The 25,696-nt window shown below is 66.7% G+C and carries 24 protein-coding genes; 16 read left to right on the top strand and 8 right to left on the bottom strand.

All coding sequences use genetic code 11. From position 1 onward, the window contains the following. The first annotated feature begins 1 nt into the window (after position 1). Positions 2-1,522 (top strand): efflux transporter outer membrane subunit, encoded by a 1,521-nt coding sequence (locus QZM35_RS34485; RefSeq protein WP_301777595.1) that lies wholly within the window; start codon positions 2-4, stop codon positions 1,520-1,522. A gap of 142 nt (positions 1,523-1,664) precedes the next feature. Here the strand turns inward: QZM35_RS34485 and QZM35_RS34480 are convergent, their stop codons facing one another. From QZM35_RS34480 to QZM35_RS34470, 3 genes are all read right to left on the bottom strand, one after another. After that, positions 1,665-2,378, bottom strand: a complete 714-nt coding sequence (locus tag QZM35_RS34480; protein ID WP_089430049.1) for a dienelactone hydrolase family protein — start codon at positions 2,376-2,378, stop codon at positions 1,665-1,667. 348 nt (positions 2,379-2,726) lie between these two features. Then, positions 2,727-3,038 carry a DUF4148 domain-containing protein gene (locus QZM35_RS34475; RefSeq protein WP_226208183.1) on the bottom strand — a complete coding sequence of 104 codons (312 nt, stop codon included), beginning with the start codon at positions 3,036-3,038 and terminating at the stop codon, positions 2,727-2,729. A gap of 318 nt (positions 3,039-3,356) precedes the next feature. Further along, positions 3,357-4,322 (bottom strand): GlxA family transcriptional regulator, encoded by a 966-nt coding sequence (locus QZM35_RS34470; RefSeq protein ID WP_301777594.1) that lies wholly within the window; start codon positions 4,320-4,322, stop codon positions 3,357-3,359. 215 nt (positions 4,323-4,537) lie between these two features. On the opposite strand from QZM35_RS34470, the gene QZM35_RS34465 reads away from it, so the two are divergent. The 4 genes from QZM35_RS34465 (at position 4,538) to QZM35_RS34450 (ending at position 7,067) form a co-directional block, all read left to right on the top strand. Then, positions 4,538-5,179, top strand: coding sequence for an HD domain-containing protein (locus QZM35_RS34465; protein ID WP_089430052.1), 642 nt, complete (start codon positions 4,538-4,540; stop codon positions 5,177-5,179). A gap of 391 nt (positions 5,180-5,570) precedes the next feature. Further along, positions 5,571-5,774, top strand: a complete 204-nt coding sequence (locus QZM35_RS34460) for a DUF1289 domain-containing protein (RefSeq protein ID WP_089430053.1) — start codon at positions 5,571-5,573, stop codon at positions 5,772-5,774. A gap of 361 nt (positions 5,775-6,135) precedes the next feature. Continuing rightward, the gene (locus tag QZM35_RS34455; protein WP_089430054.1) at positions 6,136-6,591 is read left to right on the top strand and encodes an antitoxin Xre/MbcA/ParS toxin-binding domain-containing protein; all 456 of its coding nucleotides are present in this window, start codon (positions 6,136-6,138) and stop codon (positions 6,589-6,591) included. Continuing rightward, positions 6,588-7,067, top strand: a complete 480-nt coding sequence (locus QZM35_RS34450; protein ID WP_089430055.1) for an RES family NAD+ phosphorylase — start codon at positions 6,588-6,590, stop codon at positions 7,065-7,067. Before QZM35_RS34455 ends, QZM35_RS34450 begins: the two co-directional genes overlap by 4 nt. Before the next feature lie 20 nt (positions 7,068-7,087). On the opposite strand, the gene QZM35_RS34445 is transcribed toward QZM35_RS34450, so the two are convergent. The 4 genes from QZM35_RS34445 to QZM35_RS34430 form a co-directional block, all read right to left on the bottom strand. Further along, positions 7,088-8,026 (bottom strand): site-specific integrase, encoded by a 939-nt coding sequence (locus QZM35_RS34445; RefSeq protein ID WP_174975659.1) that lies wholly within the window; start codon positions 8,024-8,026, stop codon positions 7,088-7,090. Positions 8,027-8,107: 81 nt separating this feature from the next. Continuing rightward, positions 8,108-8,620 (bottom strand): DUF2165 family protein, encoded by a 513-nt coding sequence (locus QZM35_RS34440; RefSeq protein ID WP_089430057.1) that lies wholly within the window; start codon positions 8,618-8,620, stop codon positions 8,108-8,110. A 285-nt stretch (positions 8,621-8,905) separates the two neighbouring features. Next, positions 8,906-10,261, bottom strand: a complete 1,356-nt coding sequence (locus QZM35_RS34435; RefSeq protein WP_174975658.1) for a uracil-xanthine permease family protein — start codon at positions 10,259-10,261, stop codon at positions 8,906-8,908. A gap of 58 nt (positions 10,262-10,319) precedes the next feature. Next, complete coding sequence (locus QZM35_RS34430) at positions 10,320-11,444, bottom strand: aryl-sulfate sulfotransferase (protein WP_301777593.1); 1,125 nt, start codon at positions 11,442-11,444, stop codon at positions 10,320-10,322. 102 nt (positions 11,445-11,546) lie between these two features. On the opposite strand from QZM35_RS34430, the gene QZM35_RS34425 reads away from it, so the two are divergent. The 11 genes from QZM35_RS34425 to QZM35_RS34375 all read left to right on the top strand — a co-directional run bounded on the left by QZM35_RS34425 (position 11,547) and on the right by QZM35_RS34375 (position 24,598). After that, on the top strand, positions 11,547-12,503 hold the full coding sequence (locus QZM35_RS34425; protein ID WP_301777592.1) for a LysR family transcriptional regulator: 957 nt from the start codon (positions 11,547-11,549) through the stop codon (positions 12,501-12,503). Positions 12,504-12,726: 223 nt separating this feature from the next. Then, complete coding sequence (locus QZM35_RS34420) at positions 12,727-14,712, top strand: gamma-glutamyltransferase family protein (protein WP_301777591.1); 1,986 nt, start codon at positions 12,727-12,729, stop codon at positions 14,710-14,712. A 77-nt stretch (positions 14,713-14,789) separates the two neighbouring features. Further along, the gene (locus tag QZM35_RS34415; protein ID WP_301777590.1) at positions 14,790-15,275 is read left to right on the top strand and encodes a hypothetical protein; all 486 of its coding nucleotides are present in this window, start codon (positions 14,790-14,792) and stop codon (positions 15,273-15,275) included. A 162-nt stretch (positions 15,276-15,437) separates the two neighbouring features. After that, complete coding sequence (locus tag QZM35_RS34410) at positions 15,438-15,980, top strand: hypothetical protein (protein ID WP_089433990.1); 543 nt, start codon at positions 15,438-15,440, stop codon at positions 15,978-15,980. Between the two features lie 362 nt (positions 15,981-16,342). Further along, positions 16,343-17,113, top strand: a complete 771-nt coding sequence (locus tag QZM35_RS34405) for a hypothetical protein (protein ID WP_089433991.1) — start codon at positions 16,343-16,345, stop codon at positions 17,111-17,113. A gap of 154 nt (positions 17,114-17,267) precedes the next feature. Beyond that, a complete protein-coding gene (locus QZM35_RS34400) occupies positions 17,268-17,846 on the top strand; it encodes a hypothetical protein (RefSeq protein WP_089430064.1) in 579 nt (192 codons plus the stop codon). 78 nt (positions 17,847-17,924) lie between these two features. Continuing rightward, positions 17,925-18,467: a CbrC family protein gene (locus tag QZM35_RS34395; protein ID WP_301777589.1), complete on the top strand. Its 543-nt coding sequence runs from the start codon at positions 17,925-17,927 to the stop codon at positions 18,465-18,467. Positions 18,468-18,531: 64 nt separating this feature from the next. Next, complete coding sequence (locus tag QZM35_RS34390; protein WP_089433994.1) at positions 18,532-19,782, top strand: DNA repair exonuclease; 1,251 nt, start codon at positions 18,532-18,534, stop codon at positions 19,780-19,782. 3 nt (positions 19,783-19,785) lie between these two features. After that, positions 19,786-23,256 carry a YhaN family protein gene (locus tag QZM35_RS34385; protein WP_301777588.1) on the top strand — a complete coding sequence of 1,157 codons (3,471 nt, stop codon included), beginning with the start codon at positions 19,786-19,788 and terminating at the stop codon, positions 23,254-23,256. 121 nt (positions 23,257-23,377) lie between these two features. Next, entirely contained in the window at positions 23,378-23,902 is a 525-nt protein-coding gene (locus QZM35_RS34380; protein ID WP_043185438.1) for an HD domain-containing protein, read from the top strand. Positions 23,903-23,911: 9 nt separating this feature from the next. Continuing rightward, positions 23,912-24,598 (top strand): DUF429 domain-containing protein, encoded by a 687-nt coding sequence (locus QZM35_RS34375; RefSeq protein ID WP_089430068.1) that lies wholly within the window; start codon positions 23,912-23,914, stop codon positions 24,596-24,598. A 172-nt stretch (positions 24,599-24,770) separates the two neighbouring features. On the opposite strand, the gene QZM35_RS34370 is transcribed toward QZM35_RS34375, so the two are convergent. Further along, entirely contained in the window at positions 24,771-25,241 is a 471-nt protein-coding gene (locus tag QZM35_RS34370) for an ATPase (protein ID WP_089433997.1), read from the bottom strand. Positions 25,242-25,696: the final 455 nt, after the last annotated feature.

The raw sequence follows: 25,696 nt of genomic DNA, 5'->3' as shown, positions 1-25,696 counted from the left end.
GATGCAAAAACACGCTTTGACTACAATCGCGGTCGCGCTCTTCGCCACGGGCTGCACGATGGCGCCGCATTACAAGCGGCCCGATGCACCCGTCGCGCAGGCGTACCCGGCTGGCGGCGTCTACGCGACGCAGCCGGGTGCGGCCGGCGCGCGCAGCGCGAACGGGCAAGCTGCGACCGCCATCGGCTGGCGCGAGTTCTTCGTCGATCCGCGCCTGCAGCGGCTGATCGAGATCGCGCTGAAGAACAACCGCGACCTGCGCGTGTCGGTGCTGAACATCGAGGCGGCGCGCGCGCAGTACCAGATCACGCGCGCGGGCCTGTTCCCGACGCTCGATGCGACGGGTACCGGTAACCGTCAGCGCCTGCCGAATGCGCTGTCGGTGGCGCCGGGCCGCAACATCACGACGACCTACAACGTCGGCCTGTCGGCGTCGTGGGAACTCGACCTGTTCGGCCGCGTGCAGAGCCTGAAGGACCAGGCGCTCGCGCAGTACCTGTCGACCGCGTATGCGCGGCAGGCGTCGGAGATCTCGCTGGTGTCGCAGGTGGCGGATCAATACCTGACGCTGCTGTCGACCGACGATCTGCTGAAGGTCACGGAGAACACGCTGAAGACGGCGCAGGACTCGTACAACCTGACGAAGCTGCAGTTCGACAACGGCACGGGCTCCGAGCTCGAGCTGCGTCAGGCGCAGACAGTGGTCGAGCAGGCGCTGTCGAACCAGCAGGCGCAAGCACGGGCACGTGCGCAGGCGTTGAACGCACTGGTGCTGCTGATCGGCGAGCCGCTGCCGGACGATCTGCCGGCGGGCATGCCGCTCGACGCGCAGAACCTGCTGACGGACGTGCCGGCCGGCCTGCCGTCCGACCTGCTGACGCGTCGCCCCGACGTGATGCAGGCCGAGCAGTCGCTGCTCGCGGCGAACGCGAACATCGGTGCGGCACGCGCGGCGTTCTTCCCGAAGATCTCGCTGACGGGTGCGTTCGGTACGGCGAGCCCGACGCTTGGTGGCCTGTTCAAGGCCGGCACGGCGGCGTGGTCGTTCGCGCCGAGCATCGCGTTGCCGATCTTCGAAGGCGGCGCGAACATCGCGAACCTCGATCTTGCGCACGTGCAGAAGCGCATCGAGATCGCGAACTACGAGAAGGCGATCCAGTCGGCGTTCCGCGACGTGGCGGACGGGTTGGCCGCACGCGGCACGTACGACCAGCAGATCGCGGCGCTCGAGCGCAACGAGCACGCGCAGCAGCGACGTTTCGATCTGTCGGACCTGCGTTACAAGAACGGTGTCGACAGCTACCTGTCGGTGCTGACCGCGCAGACGGACCTGTACAGCGCGCAGCAGTCGCTGATCAATGCGCGTCTGGCACGCTGGACCAACCTGGTCAACCTGTACCGTTCGCTGGGCGGCGGGTGGATCGAGCGGGCCGGCGAGACGCCGCGCGCGCCGGATGCACCGGTCGACTACGACAAGGCGGCCGCTCCGGCGCCTGCGTCGGCAACGGCGACGAACGGGTAAGCAAGACCAAGGGCAGGGGCGAGCCATTGCCCCTGTTCGCGGAGGCTGCCCGACGCGAAAACAAAAACGCCACGGATGAAAATCCGTGGCGTTTCTTTTTGCGCAGTTTACGTAGCCGCTCGCGCCTGAAACGGCGTTACGTTTAACCCTGCTTTTCCCAAAGCGTGCGGCCGAAGAACGTCAGCGTGCGATCCCACGCCATTTGCGACCACACCGGATCGAACTGCGTGCCGGCGATACGGCCGGGGCCGACAGCCGTTTCGTTCGCGAATGCGTGATGCGCGAGATAGCGATGGAATTCGACATTGACCTTCGCATCGGTCAGCTTCTTCTCGAGTGCATCGACCTGGTCGATCGCAAAGAACGCATCCTGCGTGCCCCAGTGGCCCATCAGCGGCACCTTGAGCTTCGCCGGATCGAGGTAGTCGAGCGGCGGGAGGCCGTACCACGTGACGCCCGCGTCCGCATCGGCGAACTGCAGCGACAGCAGCGTGAGTGCGCCGCCCATGCAGTAACCGGTCACCGCGACACGCGAGGCGAGCGTCTTCAGATGCGTCACGGCGCCCGGAATGTCCTGCGAAGCCGCGTCGCCGAAATCGAGCCCGGTCATCAAGTGGTGCGCTTCCTCTTCCTCGACCGTCGACTTGCCGCGATACAGGTCGGGCACGAGCGCGAAGTAGCCGCAGCGCGCGAGGCGATCCGCGACGCCGCGGATCTGGTCGTTCAGCCCCCACCATTCCTGGATGACGACGACCGCGGGCGCGCCTTCGGTCTTGGCCGGCGTGGCGAGATAGCCCTGCAGTTCCTGGCCGTCCGGGCGTCGAAACGTGATCATGGAACCGGATGTTTGAGACATGAAACCGCTCCTTTTCGAAAAATGCGATGAGTGCGGCATCGGGGCCGGCCTGCGGGCGCGGCGACGATCGGGCAAGCCGGGCGTCGTGGTTCCGCTCGCGTTCGTTTTGGCCGGCACCGACCACGCGGCCATTCTATGCGCAAACACCGGCTGCCGTCGTGAACGGAGCCGCGCGGCACGCGACTCGCGAGACCGCATCGATCGGGGCGCTCAATCCGTTCCGGGCGCGGACGACCGGAAAACAAACACCCCAAAGGTCGGATCAAAAATCCAACTTTTGGGGTGCAGTTCAGAGCGGGGTGTTTCGTTTGCTGCGCGCGTATCGGAATACGCGGTCGCGTGTCCGGCTTACTGGCCGAAATATACGGAGTCGCGGCCATCCTGCTTGACTGCGATCGCGCGGCCGGCGCGTACGCCGGCGGAGGCTTGCGCGCCGTAGCCGGTTTCATCGGCGTTCGTCACGCGGGCCTGGGCGGTCTGCAGCGCGCGCGGGTAATACTGATCGGAGACTTCGGGCTTGTAGCCGGCCTGTTCGAGTTGGACGAGTTCCGCGCGCACCTGGGCACGCGTCAGTTGGCCCGACGGATTCGATTGTGCCAATGCGCCGTACGAGGCGGACAGGGCGGTTGCGGCGACGACAGCGTAGATGAACGACTTCATGATGACCTCCGGTTTCATTGATTTCGCGCTTCGCTTGTTGCGTTCAGCGGTTGATTGCATCGTAGCGATCGCGTTACCGGTCGGAAATACGCGTTCCAGCGAATAATTATTGCAACTGGGTAAACGATCTGGGGCGGCGGGCATTTCATCTGATGATTGCGAGGCTGTCCGGTGCTGGATAGGGACTGCGGACGGAGCCATGAGTGCGGCGATGCCGTCGATCGGTCGGTGCAAAAAAACGTCAGTTAAATCGCATTCCGAAGTATTTGAGTGAGGATGTTTATATCGTTCGTGCCTTATTTCTGGCATACGGCCGCGTCACTCGACCAGGACTGCCTGCCGTTTCCGGTATTCGGCGGGTGTGATTCCGACGCGCCGGGTGAACGACCGCCTGAGCGTATCGACATTCGCGAAGCCGCATTTCGCGGCGACCTGTTTCGGCGTGTCGTGACCGTTCTCGAGCAAGTGGCGGGCGGCCGAAATGCGGGTCGCCTCGACCCATGCAGCCGGCGTCATGCCGACTTCCGCGCGGAACAGGCGTGCGAAGTGGCGCGGGCTCATGCCCGCATGCTTGGCCATTTCCGCCACCGAATGCTCGAGTTCCGGATTCGCGGCGATCCAGCGCTGGACCTCCTGCAGTACCGAACGTCCGGCAGGGCGCGCCTCGCCCTTGCGGCTGAACTGGAGTTGCCCGCCCGGGCGCTTGAAGAACATGACCAGTTGTGCGGCGACGCGCCGCGCGATCTCGCGGCCGAGATCTTCCTCGACCAGCGCGAGCGCAAGATCGAGCCCGGCCGTGACGCCGGCGCCGGTGCGCAGCTTGCCGTCGCGCACGTACAGTGCGTCCGCGTCGACGGCGAGCGATGGATAGGCTTCGGCAAGCGCATCGGCCGCAGCCCAGTGCGTGGTCAGGTGACGACCTTTCAGCAGGCCGGTGGCCGCGAGGATGAACGCGCCGGTGCAGATCGAGCCGTAGCGCTTGCTCTGCACGGCCGCCGCTCGCAGCCACGCGAGGACGTCGGTGCGCAGTACGATCCGGCCGGCGCTCGGCGCGCCGGCGACCAGCAGCGTGTCGATGCGCTCAGGAATGTCGGGAACGATCCAGTCGGGCAGTAACTGCGCACCTGACGAACTGCGGATCGGACCGGACTCGCTTGCAATGATCCGCAATGTATAGAACGGCTTCCCGCATTCGGCGTTCGCTTGCGCGAAGACGTCGAGCGGTGCGGAGACATCGAGCAGTTGAACGCCCGGAACGGCGAAAATTCCTACGACCTTCGGCATGATCGATGGTGTGGTGTGTCGAACGTGACGGGTAGCAGTATAGAGGCGCCAGTGGCGCACGATGCGCGCAGACGGGGCCTGTTTCCGGTGTTCTTCCCGCTGCGCGGGCGCCGTGTCCGTCCGTCGCGCAAAATGGCAGGATCTGACGTAACACGTCTATTGGAGACAACTATCGGACGCCGGAGAATCGAGGGTGTTTTCAATGGAGGTCGATCATGACTGAGAACGTTGCAGGCATCACCATTCCCGATAGCCAATTGACGCGCGAGATCACCGAGCTCGTTCGCGATACCGCGTCTCCGTTGCTGTTCCATCATTCCAGCAGGGTGTTCTATTTCGCGGCGCTTGCGGGCCAGCGGCGCGGGCTGAAATACGATCCCGAGCTGCTCTACTGCGGCTGCATGTTCCACGACATGGGGCTCACGCACAAACACAGCAGCGCCTGCGAGCGTTTCGAGGTGGACGGCGCCAATGCCGCACGCGATTTCCTGAAGGGCAAGGGCATTTCGCAGCAGGATATCGACGTCGTGTGGACCTCGATCGCGTTGCATACCACGCCGGGCATCCCGCAGCACATGCATCCGGTGATCGCGCTCGTTACCGCGGGCGTCGAGATGGATGTGCTGGGCCTGACCTATCCGGAATACAGCGATGTGGAGCGCGAGGCCGTCGTTCGTGCGCATCCGCGTACGCCGCACTTCAAGGAAGACATCATTCAGGCGTTCTACGACGGGATCAAGCACAAGCCTGACACGACGTTCGGCAACGTGAAGGCCGACGTGCTCGCAGACAAGGATCCGCATTTCCACGCAGGCAATTTCTGCAGCGTGATCCGGTCGTCCGCGTGGGTTGGCTGATTGCTCGCGGTGTGGCGCACGATCCCGGATATTGAGCGGAGGTCGTGCGCGAAAAGTGAATCGCGGTTCCTGAATGACTAGGTAGTGCGACTGTATATGGCAACTGCGCGATCGAACCTGGGCACCCGTGAGCGCGGTATCGTCCGGCGATAAGACCATCATTCGGACAGCCGGCCCGGGCGGCCCCGCACCGTTGTCGGACGCCTGGCGCGATCGCGCAGTGATCCTCATGGCGCGGGCATCGCGACGACACAGGTTCGGCTGGCGGCGTCGTCGAGGCAAGCGGCGCGGATTCGTGTTGTGGCATCGGCAGCGTCGCGGGCGGAAAGGTACCCGTGTATGGGAGCGTGATCGTAACGCTGCCGGATTTTCAACCGATACGAGCGTTCCAATGGCTTCCACACTTCACGACTTACCCGACAGCCCCTGTGTCGGCGTGTGCTCGACATTGTTCGACGATGTCTGCAAGGGATGCGGCCGAACGGCCGACGAGGTCTCGCACTGGGTGTTCATGAACGATGACGAGAAACGCGCGATATGGGAACGTATCCGTCACGAGTGCACGGCGATGCGATTCCATCGCGACGGACGGTGAATCGCCAGAAGCGGCGTTCCGGGTGACGGGGGCACGCTTGAAGAACATCTCCTTGTCCTGATCGAACCACTCGACCTTGTCCGGAAGGATGAGCCTGCGAAATCGGAGAAAATGAAATCAGTTAAAAAGTTGTTACGTGACAACCGTACGACGTTTGGCTGGACTTTATATACTGAATAATTGCATCCCATCCCCCGGGCGAATCTTCGATTCGCGGCCACAGAAGCTTGCCTCCAGGTAGATGGGGCACGTCCGCGCCTTCGCAGGCACCCCGGCGAGCACCACAGGCGCGCCCCTCATCCGCGTCCGCAGGTTTTCGGCAAAACGCCTATAATGATTGGGCAAATTGCCGGGAGAGGTCATGAGCACCATTGCTTTCCATCCTTCGGGCGTCGCGCATCCGCGTCAGGCCGAATTCACGATTCTCGAACAGCTGCTGGCGATCCGTGTCCGATCGGGGGCCGATCTTGCCGAGCTGGCGAGCGCCCGCATCGACGTCTCGGTGATCGACCGTCTGTCCGAGCGCGGGCTGAAATCCGACGAGCTGGCCTTCATCATTCCGCGTCGCACGCTGAGCCATCGTCGCCAGGCGCACGAACGCCTGTCGCAGGAGGAATCCGACAAGGCGATCCGTCTCGCGCGCATCGTCGCACAGGCGACCGCCACGTTCGGCGACCAGGAGAAGGCGATGGCGTGGCTGCGCAACGGGCTTCAGCGCTTCGGCGGCCGCACGTCGCTCGACATGGCGAGCACCGAGCATGGCGCGCGGCTCGTCGAGGAAGCCCTCACGCAGATCGACGAGGGGTACTTCGCTTGACGACACTGTGGCGGATCAGCAATTTCGCCGACCTGAAAGGGATCGGCGGGTTGCGCGCCGGCGGGCGCTGGCATTTTGCCGGGCAGCCCGTCGTGTATCTCGCCGAGCATCCGGCGCTCGCCCTGCTCGAGACGCTCGTTCATTTCGAAATCGCCACGGTCGCGCAATTGCCGAGCGGATACCAGTTGCTTCGCATCGAGGTGGCCGATTCGGTCGATATCGCCGAAATCGCGGAGGGCGACGCGCCGGAGGACTGGCGAACCAACGTCGACTGGACCCGCAGCGCCGGCACCGAGTGGCTGCATACGCAGCCGAGCGCGCTGCTGCGCGTGCCGAGCGTCGTCGTGCCGCACGCGCACAACTTCCTGCTGAATCCGCTGCATCCGGCCGCTTCCGAGGTCCGTATCGCCGAAGTCATGCATTCGCCGTACGACACACGGATTCTGCGGCTGATCCAGTCGCCGTCGGGCGAATAGGGCGCCGAGCGCGGGCCGGATCAGCGCTCGTGCGCGGCGCGGTCCGCGGCCGCATCGGGCGGCAGCGTCTGCCGGATGCGCGTGACTGTTCGCGTGCTGACGAGACCGAGCATCGCACTGACGTCGGCATGCGCGTGGCCTTCAAGCAACTGGCGGCGCGCATACGTATTGCGCAGCACGCGCGGGCTCATGTCCGCCGCGTGGAAACCGATCGCGGTCAGCGCGTCGCGCACCACGAGCAGCAAGAACATGTCGTTCATCGCGCCACCGCCGCGCGGCGCGGGAAACAGCAACGCGGATGCCGGCATGTCTGCCGAGCGCACCCGCCATGCGGCGAGCGGCGCCAGCGCAAATTCGGCGAGCGTGATTCGGCGCGCCGGCCGCGCCCGATCGCGCGGCACGGCGAGCGCAGGCGGCTGTGCGTCGAGATCGGGCGCGTCGCAGGTCGTCGCCCGTATCTCGGCCGACGTGATGCCGCTCGCCAGCAGCAGCGCGATGATCGCGCGATTCCGGCAGTCGGTGGGCGTGTCGTTTGCCCGCGGCTGCACGTGGCGCTGCAGCGCCGCGTCGACATCAGGCGGCAGATAGCACGGCTCGGGTTCGCCGTCCGGCCATGCGAAATCGCGCGTCGTCCGGCCGCCCGGATGGATCGTGCGCACGCCGGCGTCGACCAGATGCCGGCCCAGCCGGTCGATCAGCTTCGCGTAGCGCACGCGGGTCGACGTGCCGGGCGCGCAGGTGCGATCGAGTTCCGCCAGGAAGGCCGCGACGTGGTCGGGTCCGAACGTGGCCAGCGACACGCGTCGTTCGGTCAGGTAACGCAGGAACCGTTCGAACATCGCGACGTGCTGCACGACCGATCGCGGCGCGAACGGCCGGCGATCGGCGCCGGTCGCGGCGGTTTCCTGCCACGCGCGAAAGGCGCCGACGGGGTCGTGAATCCAGCGATTCGTGTCCATGCACGATTTATAGCCGGACGCGGTCACGCCGGCAATCGTCCCGATGTCCTGTTGGCCGCCCGGCCCGATGCAAGCGACGTGTCAGTGCGCGGTATGCGTGTCGTCGATGCCGTCGTTGTTCATCGTCAGGTAGACCAGCACGAGCAGCAGCGTGATGAAGAAGCGGAACGCGTCCGGCACGCCGTTCCATTGCTTCGACATCCACATGCCGAACCACTCGCCGCCGACCGACATGAAGGCGACCTGCCACGTGAGGAAGCCGAGCGTCAGGCCGGCGATCGCATACGCCTTGGCCGCGCGGAATGCCGTATCGCCGGCGCGTCGCGCGCGCAGCAGGCGGACACCGCCGATCCAGCACAGCACGGCCGTCAGCGTTTCCATCGAGATGATGCCGACATAGCCGGCGTGATGAACCCACGTCGTGCCGATCGCGCGATACATGATCCCGTTGCCGGGGAACGTCGTGTCCATCAGGAACACGTGATGCACGAACGCGAAATTCGTCGCGTAGTCGGTGATGTTGCCGAACGCGACGAGCGACGCGAAAAAGGCCATGGCAAGCACCATGGCTGCCTTGGAAAGACGAACCATCATAATGGACTCCGAAATGAATGGGCAGGCGAAAGCGCGACCGCGCGGCGATCAGCCGGCGTTCGGAGCGATACCTGCGTGAGCGTGTCCGGCGGGGCCGGTGGTTTGCGTGCGTGGCACGGCGGCGCGGAGATCGGGACTGGAAAACCTGAAGCCGGGGCGGCGTCGAGGAGACGCACACGCCGGCTGGATCGAGTGCCCGCGCCAGGAGGGAGCGGCGATTGTCGGTCGAACGACGGGAGTCGTCAAGCGGGGCTTGCGCGCGTGTCGCGCTGCCGGCCGTCGCCGTCAGGCGTCGCGCGAAGGCGCAGTTGCCGCTGCCGTTCCCGCCTGTCCGCTCAGTCGCGCCAGCGCAGCGAACGCCAGTTGCGTTGCAATGGCCGCGAGCGTGCCGGCCGCCATGCCGTTGCCGAGCACGATCTGCACCGGCGAGCCGAAATGGCGATACAGGTTCGGCACCAGGATCGGCGCAAGGCCGACGACGAGCGCGGCCGCGAGCGTGTACTGGTTGGCGCGCGCGTGCAGGTCGACGCTGGCGAGCAACCGGATGCCCATCACGCCGATCATTGCGAACACGACCAGCGCGGTGCCACCGACCACGGCGGCCGGAACCGCATAGGCGAGCCGCGCGAGCGGCGCGAACAGCGCGATGACGATCAGGATCGCGCCGGCGGCGGCCGTCACGTAGCGCGAGCGCACGCCGGTCGTCTGCACGACACCGATATTTTCGGCGCTGGTCACGATCAACGGCGTGCCGAACAGCGCGCCGGCCAGCGACGCCAGCGCATCGCCGCGTATCGTCTTCGGCACGTCGCGCGACAGCGAGATCGCCTTGCCGCACGTTTCACCGACGGCGACCGTCTGCGCGGTGGCCTCGGCCATCGAGATCGCCGTGAAGATCAACAGCGGCAGCGCGGCCAGCACGTCGAAGCGCGGCATCCCGAACGGCAGCCATACCGGATGAGTGAACAGCGGGCCGTGCCACACGTCGGCGAGCGCCGGCATCGCATCGAGCGCCCAGCCGAGCGTCGCACCGGCCGTCAGGCCGATCAGCACCGCGAGACGCCCGAGCGTGCCGCGAAACGTACCGGCCACGACGACGGTGGCGACGATCGTCGCCAGCGCGAGACCGAGCGCGCGCGGCTGGGCAAAGTCGGCCGAACCGGGCTGGCCGACGACGATCACCGCGTAGATCCGGATCAGGTTGACCGACACGAGCAGCAGCATCGCGCCGACGACGATGCGCGGAAAGAGCCGCAGACAGCGCGTGAAGACGGGCAACAGCACCCAGTAGAACGCGCTGGCGAGCAACGCCGAGCCGGCCGCCGTCGGCAGGCCCGATTGCGCGGCGATGCCGGCGAACAGCATCGTTGGTGCACCGCCGGGCACCATCACGAACGGCATGCGTGCGCCGATCGCGCCGACGCCGAGCGATTGGACCAACGTGCCGATCCCGCACGCGAAGAACGTCGCGCCGATCAGCTGGACCGTCAGGTCCGCCGGCAGCGCGAGCACTTTTGCGATCAGGAACACGGCCGTGATCGGGGACGCGGCCATCGACAGCACGTGCTGCAGCCCGAACAGCGCGAGTTGCCAGGCGGGCAGCCGTGCGTCGATGGGGGTTGAGATCGGATCGTGCGACACGGCAGGCCCCTTCGAAGCGAACGGCGACGAGCGCCGGAAACCGGCGGTGAACGAACGGTCAGGCCCGCAGCCAGGGCAGTTGCGCGGCGCTGTAGCGGAACGTCTGGAATACGCTGTTGAGCTGCCCGGGGCCGGTCTTGCGCGCGGCTTCGTCCGGGTATTCGGCGAACCACGGAATCACGTATTCCCAGACGACCTCGCCGGCGGGCGTCACTTCGAACAGCCGGCCCGTCGACGATTCGGTGACGTGCGTGTTGCCGTTCGGCAAGCGTTGCGCGTTGCCCATGAACGGCGTGTAGAACAGGTTCACGACGTCATCCGCATACGACCACACGACGCGCTGCGTTGCCGGATCGATCTCGACGACGCGCGAGAACACGACGTGCGCGCCGTGGCGGAAATTGCCGTTGTCGAACGCGAGGATGTTGCCGTTCGGAAGCGGCACCGGCGCATGCTGGTGCGACACGACGTCGGGCCCGATCCGCAGGTCGACGCGGCCGGTTTCGCGATTCACGCCGATGATGCCCGACGTCGTGCGCAGGCTCATCAGCACGCGGCCGTTCGCATCAACCGCGAGGCCGTTGACGAGCGGCCAGTGATAGCGCCCGAAACCGGCCGCAATCGGGAAATCCTCGGGCCGCAGATGGTCGCGCGCATGCCATTCCCAGACGATCTGCCCGGCCCGGTTCACTTCGCGGATCACGTCCGCATACATCACTTCGTCGTCGCCGTGCTGCGTGCCGCCGGGCACGCGCCGCGCGAACGCGGCGTCGACCGGCTCGCACGCGGCGTAGAGCAGGTTGCCGTTCGGCAGCCACTGCGCATCGTGGTGGTGCGCGGGATCCTCGTAGCGCCATACGGTTTCGCCTTGCGGCGTGACTTCGTAGAAGTCGCCGCCATGCCACATCGACCACGGCGCATAGCGCGATTCGGATTGCGGATGGTTGCCGTTGTAGCCGAGGTTGCCATTCGGGAGGATCACCGCATGGCGGCCGGGGCGCACGGGCATCTTCCACTGATGGACGACTTCGCCGTCGATGCCGACGAGATAGACGTTGCCGTCGGCCGTCTGCGGCGCGATGAGCGTATAGCCACCCGCGGACAGGGCGGGATCGTGGGCGATGAGGCCGACGCCACGGCGGCGCTGGGTAATCTGGTCGACGGTTGTCACTGCGGTCTCCATTCGAATCGGATGCGGGGATGCAGCGGAATCTAGACGATCCGGACGGTCAGTAAAATTGGATTATTCTTGACGGCCTGTTCGGAAAAATCTAACGGACCTTGCATGCGTTCGATATCGCAGACATTCCGCTGTTTCGACGAGGTCGCGAGGCGCGGCTCGATTCGCAAGGCGGCCGACGCGCTGCACCTGACCGCTGCGGCGGTGCACCAGCAGATCCGCAATCTCGAGGATCAGGTCGGCGTGCCGCTGTTCGACCGGCTGCCGCGCGGCATGCAGTTGACGCTCGCCGGCGAGATCGTGATCGCGGCCGTGCGGCGCGGCCAGCGCGACTTCGACAACGCGCTCACGCAGGTCGAGGACCTGCGTGCGCTGCGTCGCGGGCACGTGAACCTGGCGGTACCCGCGTCGACCGCGGAAAGGCTCGTGCCCGACGCGATCCTCGCTGCGATGCAGCGCTATCCGGGCGTCACATACAGCGTGCGTTCGGGAAACGGCGAGAGCATCGTGCGCTGGGTCGAGACAGGCGAGGCCGACATCGGCTATGCGTTGCGCCGGCGCACGGCGGCGGGCGTCGTCGAGGTGCGCGCGTTCGCACAGCCGCTGGGTGTCGTCACGGCGCCCGGCCATCCGCTCGCGGCGTCCGGCGGCAAGGTGCGGCTGCGCGACTGTTTCGCGCATCCGCTGATCCTGATGACGCCCGACACGGAGCTGCGCGCGATGTTCGACCAGATCGATGCGCGGCAGCCGCGCAACGTGCGGCCGCTGATCGAGACGGGCTCGGTGCCGATGGTGCGGCGCCTCGCGGCCGAAGGCGCGGGTGTCGGCTTCCTGATCGCCGAGAACGTCGCGGACGACGTGGCCGCCGGCCGGCTCGCGTGGACGCCGCTTGCCGATGCGGGGGCGCGTTCGTTCAGCTGCATCTATCAGCGGGCCGACATGAGCGCGACCGTCGCGATGACGATGTTTCTCGATTTCTTCTCCGAGGCGATCGAAGCGATGGAGAGCGGATTCGCGCGCGCCGGCGGCGCAGCCGGCAAGCGCCGACGGGCAGCAAAGTAACGCCATCGGCCGCGTGGGCGCATCGCATTGCGATGCAGTGCAGCACGCGAACCCGCGTGCGAAATCGGTGACGTTGCGTACATAACATCCGGCCGCGCTACGCCAATCCCTTATTGCGGAAAAAAATTCGTTCATGGGACTATCGAACGCGTTGCCGGCGCACCGAGGGGGTCGCAGGCAGTGTGATGTCCATCGCAACGACCTACGAGAACATCGGCAGACAATGAACAGAACAGCGATTTTTCCGTATGCGTCCGCGTTGCTCGCGGCCGCCCTGTTGACGGCATGCGGCGGCGACGTCGAGAACGACGCAGGCCGCACGCCGACACCTTCCACCGATGCGAGCTGTCTCGCGGTCGACAACAGCGGCGCGACGGTCGTGGTGGGCTCTAACCAGCCGGGCGACCCGTCGCTGCCGGAAGCGTCGTCGGGCTATCGCACCGGGATGAAGCCGGTCTATGCGAAGACCTATCTGGTGGCCACGTCGAACGCGTACGCGAGCGCGGCCGGCTGCGCGGTGCTGAAGAAGGGCGGCACGGCCGCCGACGCGGCGGTCGCCGTGCAGGCCGTGCTCGGCCTGACCGTGCCCGAGGCAACGGGCCTCGGGTCCGGCGGCGTGCTGCTCTACTACGATGCGCGCGGCAAGACGCTGCAGGCGTACGACGGCCGGGAAACCGCGCCGGCGGCCGCGACGGAGAACTACCTGCGCTACGTCGATGACGCGACCGACCACTCCGCGCCGCTGCCGAACGCACGGGCGAGCGGCCGCTCGATCGGCACGATCGGCGTGCCGAGGCTGATCGAGGCGCTGCAGCAGGATCACGGCCGCCTGCCGTGGCAGAACCTGTTCGGCGATGCGATCACGCTCGCGACCAACGGCTTCCCGATCGGTGGCCGGCTCGCCGACGCGATTGCGGCGAACGCCGCGAACCTGAAGCGCGACCCCGAGGCCGCCGCGTATTTCCTGAACGCCGACGGGTCGCCGAAGACGCTCGGCACCGTGCTGAAGAATCCGGCCTATGCGCGCACGCTGACGCTGATGGCGCAGTCGGGTGCGAACGCGCTGTACACGGGGCAGATCGCGCAGGACATCGTTGCGAAGATCGCGACGACGAAGGGCGCGGACGGGTCGACGCTCACGCCGGGCAAGACGACCGTCGCCGACCTGGCCGCGTACCAGGCGAAGCGCCGCGATCCGGTGTGCACGACGTATCGCAGCTACTGGGTATGCGGGATGCCGCCGCCGTCGTCGGGCGGCATCGCGGTCGCGTCGGCGCTCGGCATTCTCGAGAATTACGACCTGAAGTCGCTGAAGCCGACGGCGATCGATCTCGAAGGCGGCAAGCCGACCGTCGCGGGCGTGCACCTCATCACCGAGGCGGAGCGGCTTGCGTATGCCGACCGCGACAAGTACGTGGCCGATACGGATTTCGTGCCGCTGCCGGGCGGCACGTGGAACACGCTGCTGAACAAGCCGTATCTGAAATCGCGCGCGGCGTTGATCGACCCGACCAAGAGCATGGGCACCGCACAGCCCGGCAATCTGGGCGCGGTGCCGCTCGGCGTCGACACGACGCTGATCGAGCACGGCACGAACCAGTTCACGATCGTCGACGGCGACGGCAACGTGCTGAGCGCAACGACGACGGTCGAGTCGAGCATGGGCTCGTTCCACATGACCAACGGCTTCCTGCTGAACAACCAGCTGACCGATTTTTCCGCGAACCCGGTCGATAGCGCGGGCAATCCGGTGGCCAACCGCCTGCAGCCGGGCAAGCGGCCGCGCAGCTCGATGGCGCCGACGATCGTGTTCGGGCAGGCCGCGGACGGTTCGCGCGGCGATTTCGTGATGGCGACCGGTTCGCCGGGCGGGGGCACGATTCCGCAATATGTGGTCAAGACGCTCGTCGGCGCGCTCGACTGGGGGCTCGACGCGCAGCAGTCGGCGGGGCTCGTCGACTTCGGCGCGAGCAACAGCCCGACGACCACGATCGGCGGCGAGCACCCGAACGTCAACACGGCGAACAACGGGGCGAACGATCCGCTGATCACGGGGCTGCTCGCGCTCGGGCACAAGGTGTCGACGTCCGCGCAGGCGAGCGGCGTCAATACCGTGATGCGCGTAACGGTCGGCCAGTCGCCCGCGTTGCAGGGCGGCACCGATCCGCGGCGTGAAGGCGTCGTGCTCGGCGATACGTTCCGGCCGTAACCGGGCAGGACGCGCGGCCCCGAACTGCCTGTATGCATCAACGGGCAGTCGGGGCCGCGCATCGTGAAGGAGTCGCAATGACGAACGCGCATCTGCTTGACATGGATGCCATCCTGTCGGTGCCGGGCTTTTTCGATTTCCTCGGCGACCTGGATTGCGACCGTGCGCTGGACAGTCGCGATGCCGAGCCGTTCGATGCGCAGTGGATGGCGTCGTTCGACGAAGTCGACGGCGATCCCGGCACAGCGGTCGACCAGCAGGCCGTGAGCGCGCTGACGGAAAAGGCGTTCAAGCTCGCGTTCGGCGCAGCGGGGGACGCCGGTGCGGTGGCATGCGTATCCGACGATATCGAACTCATCGCGAGGAGCGGGTTGTCGGGCTGCACTGATGGCTGGCCGACACACGTTCTTTGGAATGCTTATCGAAGCGGCCGGTTTCCCTGCGAGGCGTTTTGCCGGCCTGTTTTCCCGATCGGCTGCGGCGTGGTCCACGCGGCACGCCTCCAGGTTCACTCGATCCACCGCCCAATTCCGCCGCAAGCCCCCGATTGTCAAACTATGTGAGGCAATCGTCAGCATTTGCAACGGAAGTAACAGTCCCCGCAAATCAGTCGTTTTGCTCGTCCGCGCCGCTACATTAGCTCCACCTGCCGCACGTCGCGGCAAGGCATGCGACAAGCCGCACGAAGGCGGCCCGCAGCAACAACGTCTTTGGGGAGAATGACCATGAACACGATTCGTACGATTCTGGTGGGTGCTGCACTGACGGCGATGGCGACTTCGGCTGCGTTCGCACAGACGGCCCAGACCGGTGCCCAGGGTTCCGCAGGTGTCGGCGCGCAGGTTCAGACGCCGCTGCTCGGCGGCGGCGTGGGCGTGCAGGCTGGCGCCGGCGCGAATGCGGCAGGCTCGGGTTCGGGCGCGGGCAACGTCGTTGGCGGCGCGCTGAACGGCGTCGGCAAGACGGTCGGCGGCGTGGGCTCGGCGGCCGGCGACGCGGTTGGCGGTGCGACGCATGCGGTCGGCTCGGCAGCGGGCACCGCGAAGGATGCCGCCGCATCGGCCGTCCACTCGACGAAATCGCACGTGAAGCACGTCGCCGGCACGGCAAAGAGCCATGTGCAAGGCGCGGTGTCGACGGCAGGCGACGTTGCCGGCGGCGCGAAGGCGAAGGCCGGCGAGGCGCTCGACGGCGCGACGAACTCGGTGCAGGGTGGCGCATCGGTCGGCGTGAAGGGTTCGGCGTCGGCGCAAGGCGGCGCGCTGTAAGCGTCACGCTGCCCGACAGAGCCCGGCCCGCTTCGATGCGGGCCGGGCTTCTTTATGGGCGCGCGCGGCGCGCCGTTCATCCCTTCCTTGATACCGGGATGCGTCGGCGCTCGCCACCCATCCGGCGCGCGACGGGCCTGCCCGCCTGCCGGCACGCACCGGCAACGGGCGGCGTGTGCACCCCCTGCCCATCGCCCGCCGGCCATGCTTAAATAGCGAGGCTCCCGGTTGCCGGGCCGCCGCGATCGCGGCGCCGTCCGATACGGGCCAGCATGTCCGATCGACATCGTGACGACAGACGACACCAAAACGCCGTTCCGGCCAGTCCGGCGCGGCCCGATAACATTCCGAGGCCTCACGTCATGACCATCCTGTTCCGTCTTCTCGCGCTCGCCTGCGCGCTCTGGCTGGCCGCCTGCGCAGGGTCGCCCCCGCCGTCCGGCAGTACCAGCGCATCCGCCGCCGCACCGGACGCCAGCGAACGCCGCGGGCTCGGCACTGCATGGGGCGAGTCGGTGCGATCCGAAACCCGCCAGGTCGATTTCGAACGCGCGGATCCGGCGAAGCCGACGGATCTTGCGTCGGTCTACTACAACGACGCGTTGCCCGGACATCCTCCCGCGTCCCAGGTTCGCCGGTTGCCGACCCGCGTCGCGCTCGCCAACGGCGACATCGCGCTGTCGTTCACGGACGAAAAGGGCGCGCCGTTGCGTCTGGCACGCAACGACGGCCGCTGGCACATGGCGGGCGTCGAAGGTTCGCGCTACATGATCGTGCTGCGCAACCAGGGGCGCCGTACGTTCGAGATCGTGTCGAGCGTTGACGGGCTCGACGTGCTGTCGGGGCGGCCCGGCAGCTATACGAACGGTGGTTACGTGCTGTATCCGGGCCGCACGCTGACGATCGAGGGTTTCCGCAAGAGCCGCGACGAAGTGGCCGCGTTCCGCTTCGCGGCGGTGCCCGACAGCTATGTCGCGAATTCGAAGTATGGCGATGCCGCGAACGTCGGCGTGATCGGCGTCGCGGTGTTCGCGCAGAAGGAGAACGACGAGGAAGCGCTGCGCCGCAACGCGAATCCGTTCCCCGGCAATGACAACGGCTATGCACCGCCGCCGGTGCCGCGCGGCGAGTGACGGCACCTCGTGGATCAGCCGCGTGCGTCGTGACGAACGACGCGCGCGGGGCGTTCCTGGATCGGGGCTGCCCGAACGGCATGCCGGCGCATGCGATGAACTTCACGACCCTCCTGCGCGATTGATGCGGACACGGATCATCCCGACGAAATCGATGGCGTTGAAGCTCGCGGCGCTGGCGCTGCTGGCCTCGAATGCCGCCGTTGCCTTCGCCGAAACGCCGGCGCCCGAATCGGTGCGGCTCGCCAACGGTCACGCGATCGAATGGGCGCGCCCGGGGTTGTTCGAGGTCGATGCCGCCCGCCACCGGAAATCGGCATTGATCGTGCCGGCCGCGCTTCGCCACGCATTGCGCGATGCATCGAGTGTTGCATTCCCGTCGGACCGTTCGAAGCGAATCGACGGCAAAGACTATCTGCTGGTCGTCGTCAACCGCTCGTCGAGCAGCCACCCGACAGGCTATTGCGGCGCGGGCGAAGAAGGGGCGCTGTACGTGCTGGAGCTGCACGGCGCCCATGCCGTGCAGCGTTTCTCGCTGCCGGTTCAAAGCTGCCTCGACTCCGTTTCGCTCGACACCGACGGTGGCGCGCAATCGCCCTACCTGGCGATCGCGTGGCGCGACGACCCGGTCGGCATCGACATCCGGTGGGAATTTCTTTCTCACGGCGGTGCAACGCATCGCGTCTATCGTTTCGTGAACGGCACGTTTGTCGAGACCGGGATTCCGCAGTAACGCGGCCGGGCTGCGGCACAATGGCCGTTCGAATTTGCATCGCGTGCACTCCCACCATCCGGATCGACGGAGAGCCTCATGTCGTTACCCGCTTTCAGGTACCATCCCGACCCGCTGGCAACGGGCAGCGTGATTCGCTCGGACGCGCGCTGCGTGTGTTGCGGCGATGCACGTGGTTACGTGTACGCGGGCCCCGTGTATGCGGTCGACGAGTACGAGCAACGCATCTGCCCGTGGTGCATCGCCGACGGTTCGGCACACGCGCGGCTCGATGCAGTCTTTACCGACACCTATGGCATCGGCGGCGGCGAATGGGATGAGGTGCCTGACGCGGTCGTCGACGAAATCGCCTGCCGCACGCCGGGCTTCCAGGGCTGGCAGCAGGAACGGTGGTGGACGCATTGCGGCGATGGCGCGCAGTTCATTGGCCGGGCAGGTGCAGGCGAACTGACCGCGCTCGACCCGCAGGCCGTTGCATCGATTCGGGCATCGACCGGACTCGCCGAGGGCGCCGAATGGGAGCGCTTTTTCGCCGCACTCGACAAGGACGGTTCACCGACCGCGTATATGTTTCGCTGCATCCATTGCGGTGAACTCGGCGGCTACCAGGATTGCGATTGATGGCCCGGCTGGCGGCACCGCACGTCGATCGCTGGCCCCATCGTCATGAAACAAAGGAATCTTCGTGAAGTTCATCCACGCGGCAGACATACACCTCGACAGCCCGTTGCACGGCCTGAGCGCCTATCCCGACGCGCCGGCCGCGCAGTTACGCAACGCGTCGCGCGAGGCGCTGCGGCAGCTCGTGGATCGTGCGATCGAAGAGGACGTCGCGTTCCTCGTGATCGCCGGCGACCTGTACGACGGCGACTGGAAGGACCACAACACAGGCATCTTCTTCGGCCAGCAGATGGGGCGCCTGCGCAAGGCCGGCATCCGCGCGTTCGTGCTCGGCGGCAACCACGACGCCGAAAGCGAGATGACGAAGAAGCTGACGCTGCCCGACAACGTCACCGTGTTCGGCCACCGCAAGGCGGAAACCCACAAGCTGCCCGAATTCGACGTCGCGCTGCATGGGCAGAGCTTCAAGGACAAGGCTGTCGTCGACAATCTCGCGATCGGCTATCCGGACCCGGTGCCCGGTTACTACAACATCGGCGTGCTGCACACGGCGCTCGAAGGCTATGCGGCGCACGCGAACTATGCGCCCTGCACGCTGGCCGAACTCCATGCGAAAGGCTACGACTACTGGGCACTCGGCCACGTGCACGAATTCCAGCAATGGTCGGGGCCGTCCACGGTGGTGTTTCCCGGCAACCTGCAGGGGCGCCATATCCGCGAGACGGGCCGCCGCGGCGCGGTGCTCGTGACGGTCGAGCAGGGCCGCACGCAGGTCGAGCGCCTGTATCTCGACGTGCTGCGCTGGGAAGCCGTGTCGGTCGACGCGTCCGATTGCCTTACCGTCGCCGACCTGTCGAGAAAAATCGGCCAGTCGCTGGAAGCGCTGCTGACCGTCGACGGCCATGTGCCGCGCGCGGTGCGCGTGACGGTCACGGGGCGCACGCCCGCGCATGGTCTCTTTTTCGGCCGCGCGCCGCAGTTGCGCGCGGAGGTGCTGAACCAGATCGGGATCATCGGCAACGAGCGGCTGTGGCTCGAGAAGGTTCGGCTCGCGACGTCCGCTGCCGATCATCAGCCGGGCGAAAGCGAGCAGCTCGAAGCGCTGGAGGACCTGAAGCAGATCTTGGCCGACGCCGCGCGCGATCCGGATTTCCTCGAACTGCTCGAGCGCGACCTGAAGCCGTTCGTCGGCAAGGTGCGCAGCGACGTGAAGGAAGAGGTGCCGTTGTTGACGATGGCGCGCGCGGGTGAGCTGACCGCACTCGTCGAGCAGGTCGGGCCCGCGTTGCTCGCGCGGCTGGCGAGGGGGGAATAAGCGATGAGGATCAACCAGCTCGATCTGATCAAGTACGGCAAGTTCACCGACGAGACGCTGCGATTCCCGTCGGCCGGCGAGGATTTCCACGTGATCGTGGGGCCGAATGAGGCCGGCAAGTCGACGATCCGCACGGCGGTGTCGGAGCTGTTGTTCGGGATGAAGCTGCAGACACCGCTCGATTTCCTGCACAGCACGCCTGAACTGCGGATCGGCGGCGTGCTGGAGAGCGGCACGGGCGAACTCGCGTTCCACCGCGCGCGCGGGCGCAGTCCGTTGCGTACACCCGCCGACGACAAGTTGCCCGACGATTATCTCGCCGCCGTTCTCGATGGCGCCACGCGCGAATTCTTCGAACAGATGTTCGGGCTCGATCACGGGCGTCTGGTCGACGGCGGCCGGAGCATTCTCGACGCGTCCGACAAGCTGGGCCAGGTGCTGTTCGAATCGGCTGCCGGTGTCGGCAGTCTCGGGCCGGTGCGTGAGGAGCTCGAGGCGCGCGCGGTCGAGCTCTGGGCGCCGCGCCGCAGCGGCAGCGCGTTTGCACTCGCCGAATCGTCGTTCAACGAAGCCGTGACCGAACTGAAGACGGTTCAGGTGCGCACACGCGACTGGGTCGAACGCAAGGACGCGCGCGAAGCGGTCGAACAGCAGATCGAGCAGGCACGCGCGGAACAGCGTCGGCTCGAAGCGCTGCGCTCGAAGCTCGAACGCGTGCGACGGCTGGCACCGTACCTGAAGGAGCTGACGGTCAAGGACGCCGCGCTGGCGGAACTGGGCCCGGTCGTCGAGTTGCCGCCCACCGCGTATGCGGACCTGCTGAAGGCGCAGGGCGATCTCGCCGCCGAACAGAAGGTGCTCGAGGAGCGGCGTGCCGACCTGCTTGCAAAACGGCAGGCGCGCGATGCGATCGACGCCGACGCCGACACGCTGGCGCTTGAAGCCGACATCGAAGCGCTCGACCGGCTGCGCGGCGCGTGCATGAATCACGCGCAGGATCTGCTGCTGCTCGGCGCGGATGTCGAGCGGCACCTGTCCGCCGCGTTTGCAGCCGCCGCCCAGCTCGGCTGGCCGACGGACGAAGCGTCGCTGCGTGCGTCGCTGCCGACCGCGTTGTCGCTGAAGACTGTCGCAAACCTGTTGCGCGAACACGGTGCGCTGCACCAGGCGCTTGCCGGCGCGCGCGAATCGCTCGACGAACGCACGCGCGAGCTTGCGCAGGTGCAGGAACAACAGGCGCGCCTGTCGACCGTCGACGTGCCGGAGGCGCTGCGTGCGGCGCTGGCCGATGCGCAGGGCTTTCGCAACAGTGGCCAGCGCGAGCAGGCGCTCGAACAGGAAATCGCCGCCGCCGAGCGCACGTTGTCCGGCGCACTCGATGCGCTCGGCCAGTGGCGCATGCCGGTCGATACGCTGCGTGCGCTCGACGTGCCGTCGGCGGCGCGGCTCGGCACGCTGCTGAAGGAAGACAGCGAACGCGCGAGTGCGGTCGCTGCTGCACGCGACGCGCGGGACGGCGCACTCGAAGAGCTCGAGCGGCTCGAACTGCAGGAAAAGCACTTCGCGGAGAACCACAAGGTCGTCACGACCGCCGACGTGCTGGCGGCGCGCGCGCGACGCGACGGCGCGTGGGGCGACATCCGCAGCGGCGCGGTCGATCTCGCAACGGGCGCACCTGCGGTCGACGACGCGATCCGCCTGGCGGACGAACTCGTCGACGCACAGCTCGGCGCGACGCAGGCGGCGGCGATGTTGCAGTCGCTGCGCCAACAGGTCGAATCCTCACGTGCCGGCGTGACGCGCAAGCAGGCCGCATTGGATGAGCGCGAGCGTGAGCTCGCCGCGCATCGCGACGCATGGGCCGCGCTCGCGACGACGGCCGCGGTGCCCGGCATGCCGCTGGCGGCGATGGGCGACTGGCTGGCGAAGCGCGACACGGTGTTCGCCGCGCAAGCCGATCTCGACCGGCTGCGCCGCGAATTCGACACGATTCGCGCCGCGCGGGCGGGTGCCGAAACCACGCTGCGCACGGCACTGCGTACCGTGTCGCGCGGCGGTGAGTCGGATGGTTTGGCGGCGCTCGTCGCGATCGCGGAGACCTTCGTACAGTCGGCCGAGAAAGCGCTCGCGCAGCAGGACAGCCTGGAGGATCGCGCACGGGAGGCGGAACGCGGATGCGCGACGGCACAGTCGCGTGCCGGCCACGCGCAGACGGCCTACGATGCGTGGCATGCGCAATGGCGCGACGCGCTGGCTGACGCAAAGCTGTCCACGAGCGCGGCGACGCTGGCCGCGGCGGAAGGTGCGCTCGGGCTCGCCAACGCGGTGACGGTCGAACTGGCCGATGCCGATGCGCCGCGTAACCGGATCGTTGCGATCCGTGCGGAGCTGTCCGCGCTCGAGTCGGGCGCACGAAGGCTCGCCGAAGCGCTCGCGCCGGAATGGTTGACGAGCGGCGACTGGCCGGACGTCGCGCGTCGGCTGACGATGCGCCTCGCGGCTGCCAGGGAAGTCGCGCGTGCGATCGATCGCGCCGACGAGGCCGTGCGGCAGGCCGACGGCAAGGTCGCGGATGCGGCCGCCGCGGTGGCCGGTGCCGATGCGCGTATCCAGCCGCTGCTGCAACTCGCCGGCGTAGCGTCGATCGACGCGGCGCTGCCGCTGGCCGAACGCTCGGATCGCCAGCGCCAGCTTCGGCAGGCGGTCGATGCCGCGCACGAGGCACTGGTGCGCGATGGTGACGGCCTGTCCCGGTCCGCCGTCGAAGCGGAAGTCGCGGAACAGGACATCGCCGACGTACCGGCTCATCTCGAAGCGGTGAAGCAGTCGCTCGGCGACGTCGGCAAGCGGCTGAACGAGCTTGCCCAGCAGCAGGTCGTGGCCGATCAGGCGTTCGGCGCGATCGACGGCCAGTCGAACGCGGCCGTTGCCGAATCGAAGCGACAGGAAGCGCTGGCGGCGATGGGCGAGGCAGCCGAGCAGTATCTGGAGGCGGCCACGGCGAGCCGGTTGCTGAAGTGGGCGACGGATCGCTATCGCGACCAGAAGCAGGGGCCGATGCTCAGGCGCGCGGGTGAGATTTTCGCGGGGCTCACGCTGGGTGAGTTCGCGCGGCTGACCGTCGATACCGAACGGACGCCGCCCGCCCTGTATGCACGACGGACGCAGGGGGCATCGGTCGAGGTCGCCGGGTTGAGCGAAGGGACGCGCGACCAGTTGTTCCTCGCACTGCGGATCGCGGCGCTGGAGTTGCAGCTCGGCAGCCGGACCGCACTGCCGTTCGTGGCCGACGACTTGTTCATCAACTTCGACGATGCGCGCGCGAAGGCCGGCCTCGATGCGTTGCGCGATCTGTCGACGCGAACCCAGGTGCTGTTCCTGACGCACCACGACCATCTGCTGCCGCTCGTGAGAGATGTATTCGGCGCGCGGGTCAACGTGGTCGAGCTCCAGCGCGCACCGGTGGGCGCGTGACGCAGGGCATGCGTGAGTGCCGGCGCACGGGCAGGGTCATCACGAACAGGTAGTATGTGCGGTTCCGAAATGCACGCGGCCGGTTCTGCCGGTCGCGGGCCAGGCCACACGAGGGGGGAATATGAAAAAGCTGGTAGCCGCCATCGCGTTCGCGGCGGACAAGCATCGCAATCAGCGGCGCAAGGACGAAGAAGCGTCGCCGTACATCAATCATCCGATCGCGCTCGCAGATGTGCTGGCCAACGAGGCCGGCGTCGAGGACGAACGCGTGATCGTCGCGGCCGTGCTGCACGACACGGTCGAGGATACCGAGACGACCGAGCAGGAACTGCTGCGACTGTTCGGCAAGGACGTGGCGGACATCGTGATGGAAGTCACCGACGACAAGTCATTGCCGAAGGAGGAGCGCAAGCGTCTGCAGGTCGAGCATGCGGCGACCATCAGCCGGCGCGCGAAGCTCGTGAAGCTGGCCGACAAGATCTGCAACCTGCGCGACATCGCGCGGCATCCCCCCGCGGACTGGCCGCTCGAGCGCAAGCAGGCGTATTTCGACTGGGCGAAGTCGGTCGTCGACCCGATGCGCGGGGTGCATCCCGGTCTCGAGGCGATCTTCGACACCGCCTACGACGCACGGCCGGCGGACTGAGGCGCCCGCATGCGATCCGCTCGATCCTTCGGATCCGCCACGTGGCAATCGCCGGTCGTGGCGGGTGTCGATGTGGGTGGCGAAAAGAAGCAGTGCGATCTCGTGATCCTGCGCGGACGGACAGTCGTCTACCGCGAGGAACGGATCGCGCCCGAGGCGGTGCCTGCGCTGTGCCTCGCCCATGACGTCGTGGCCGTGGGTGTCGACGCACCGAGCCTGTGGTGGACGGGGAGCGGGCGTCGCGCGGCCGAACAGGCGCTCGCGCGCGAACGGATCTCGTGCTTTCCGACGCCGTCGCGGGAACAGGCGGTTGCAAGCACGTCAGGCTTCTTCGACTGGATGTTCATGGGAGAGCGTGTCTACCGCGCGCTCGCGGATGCCTATCCGCTGCTGACCGGCGCCCGCTATGCGGGCGGGCGCGCGAGCTTCGAAACCTATCCTTATGCGATCACCTGCGCGCTGCTGGGGAAGGCCGTCGCATCGGCGAAGCAGAAACGCAACCAGCGCCGGCAATTGCTGGAACGACTGGGCGTCGACGTGTCGACGTTGAAGTCCGTCGATGCGCGAGACGCGACCCTTTGCGCGTTGACGGCGCAATGCGTCATCGACGGGAATGCGCACGCGTATGGCGATGCGGAGGGCGGATATATCCGCGTGCCGATCGTGAGCGAGACGATCGTTCTCGACGCACTGTAGTCGTGTCGCGCGGCCCGGGCGAGGGGTGTAGCGAAAAGGTGAGCTTTTGCGGGAGGGCGGCGGCCCGCGTGACGGCGAAGGCTTCAGGCCGGGACTGCAGGCCGGCAAACATCGGGATGGCTGGCGCACACGACATCATGCCGGTGCGCTACGCGATCCCGAGCGGCGTCGCTCAACCCTCGAGGATGGCTTTCGGTATGCTGGACAGATCGCAGGCGTCCGCCTGTTCGAAGTAGCCTTCGGCATCGTCGATCATCACGACTGCGACGTCGATCAGCTCGTCGAGCCGTTGCAGCAGCGACTCACGCCACTCGATGTCTTCGTCGCGCTCGGGCGTCTTGTCCAGTTGCTCGATGATCGAGTCGGCCGTCTGCAGGAAAGGAATCGCCTGCTGATAGTTTTCGATCGAGACCATCGCTGCGTTGCGCGCGCCGACGAGTCGCTCGCGATGCTCGTCCGCCAGTTCGGATTCACCGCTGATCCGCGGCAATACATCCGAGATGCGCTGCAGAAGCGGTGGGGCCTGTTCTTCCAGGATGATGGCGCGCTCGCGCAGCGCTGCATATTCGTCGCGAAGGTCGGCGTCGCCGGATTGAGAGGTGCTGTCCATCGTGGATATGAATGCGTGGTTCGGTCGCGGCATGATACTCGACGGCACCCGCTTCCTTGTCCGTTCCGCGACCTCATATATAGAGGGGGACGACAGGCATACGTCACATCAATAGAGGGGGCTCGCGTTGCGATGCGTGGCCCGTCGAGCCCCAAGCCCCCGTGCGCGTGAGCGCACGGGGGCTTTTCAAAATATTTTCACAAAGGGGCTTGCGTAGACGGGGGCGGGTGCTTAGAATCACGCCTCTTTCGCGCTAACGGAAACGCGGCGCGGGAGAAGGGAAGCAAGGTGGGCGGTGTGCTGAAGTCTGGAGCGCGCAGCTGGCCTGGAAGTTGAGCCCCGCAGTCGCAACGATGCAGTAAAAAAGTTGTTGACGAACTGCGAAACACGGTTCATAATCTCGCTTCTCTGCTGCTGAAAACGCAGCGCTGCTGGGAAGCACGAAGTTCCTCGCAGAATGCTCTTTAAAAATTAACAGCCGATAAGTG

It is taken from the genome of Burkholderia sp. AU45274 (assembly GCF_030482505.1).
Classification (GTDB): domain Bacteria; phylum Pseudomonadota; class Gammaproteobacteria; order Burkholderiales; family Burkholderiaceae; genus Burkholderia.
Note: the sequence above shows the minus strand (reverse complement) of the source record. Positions and strands in the feature narration are given on the sequence as shown.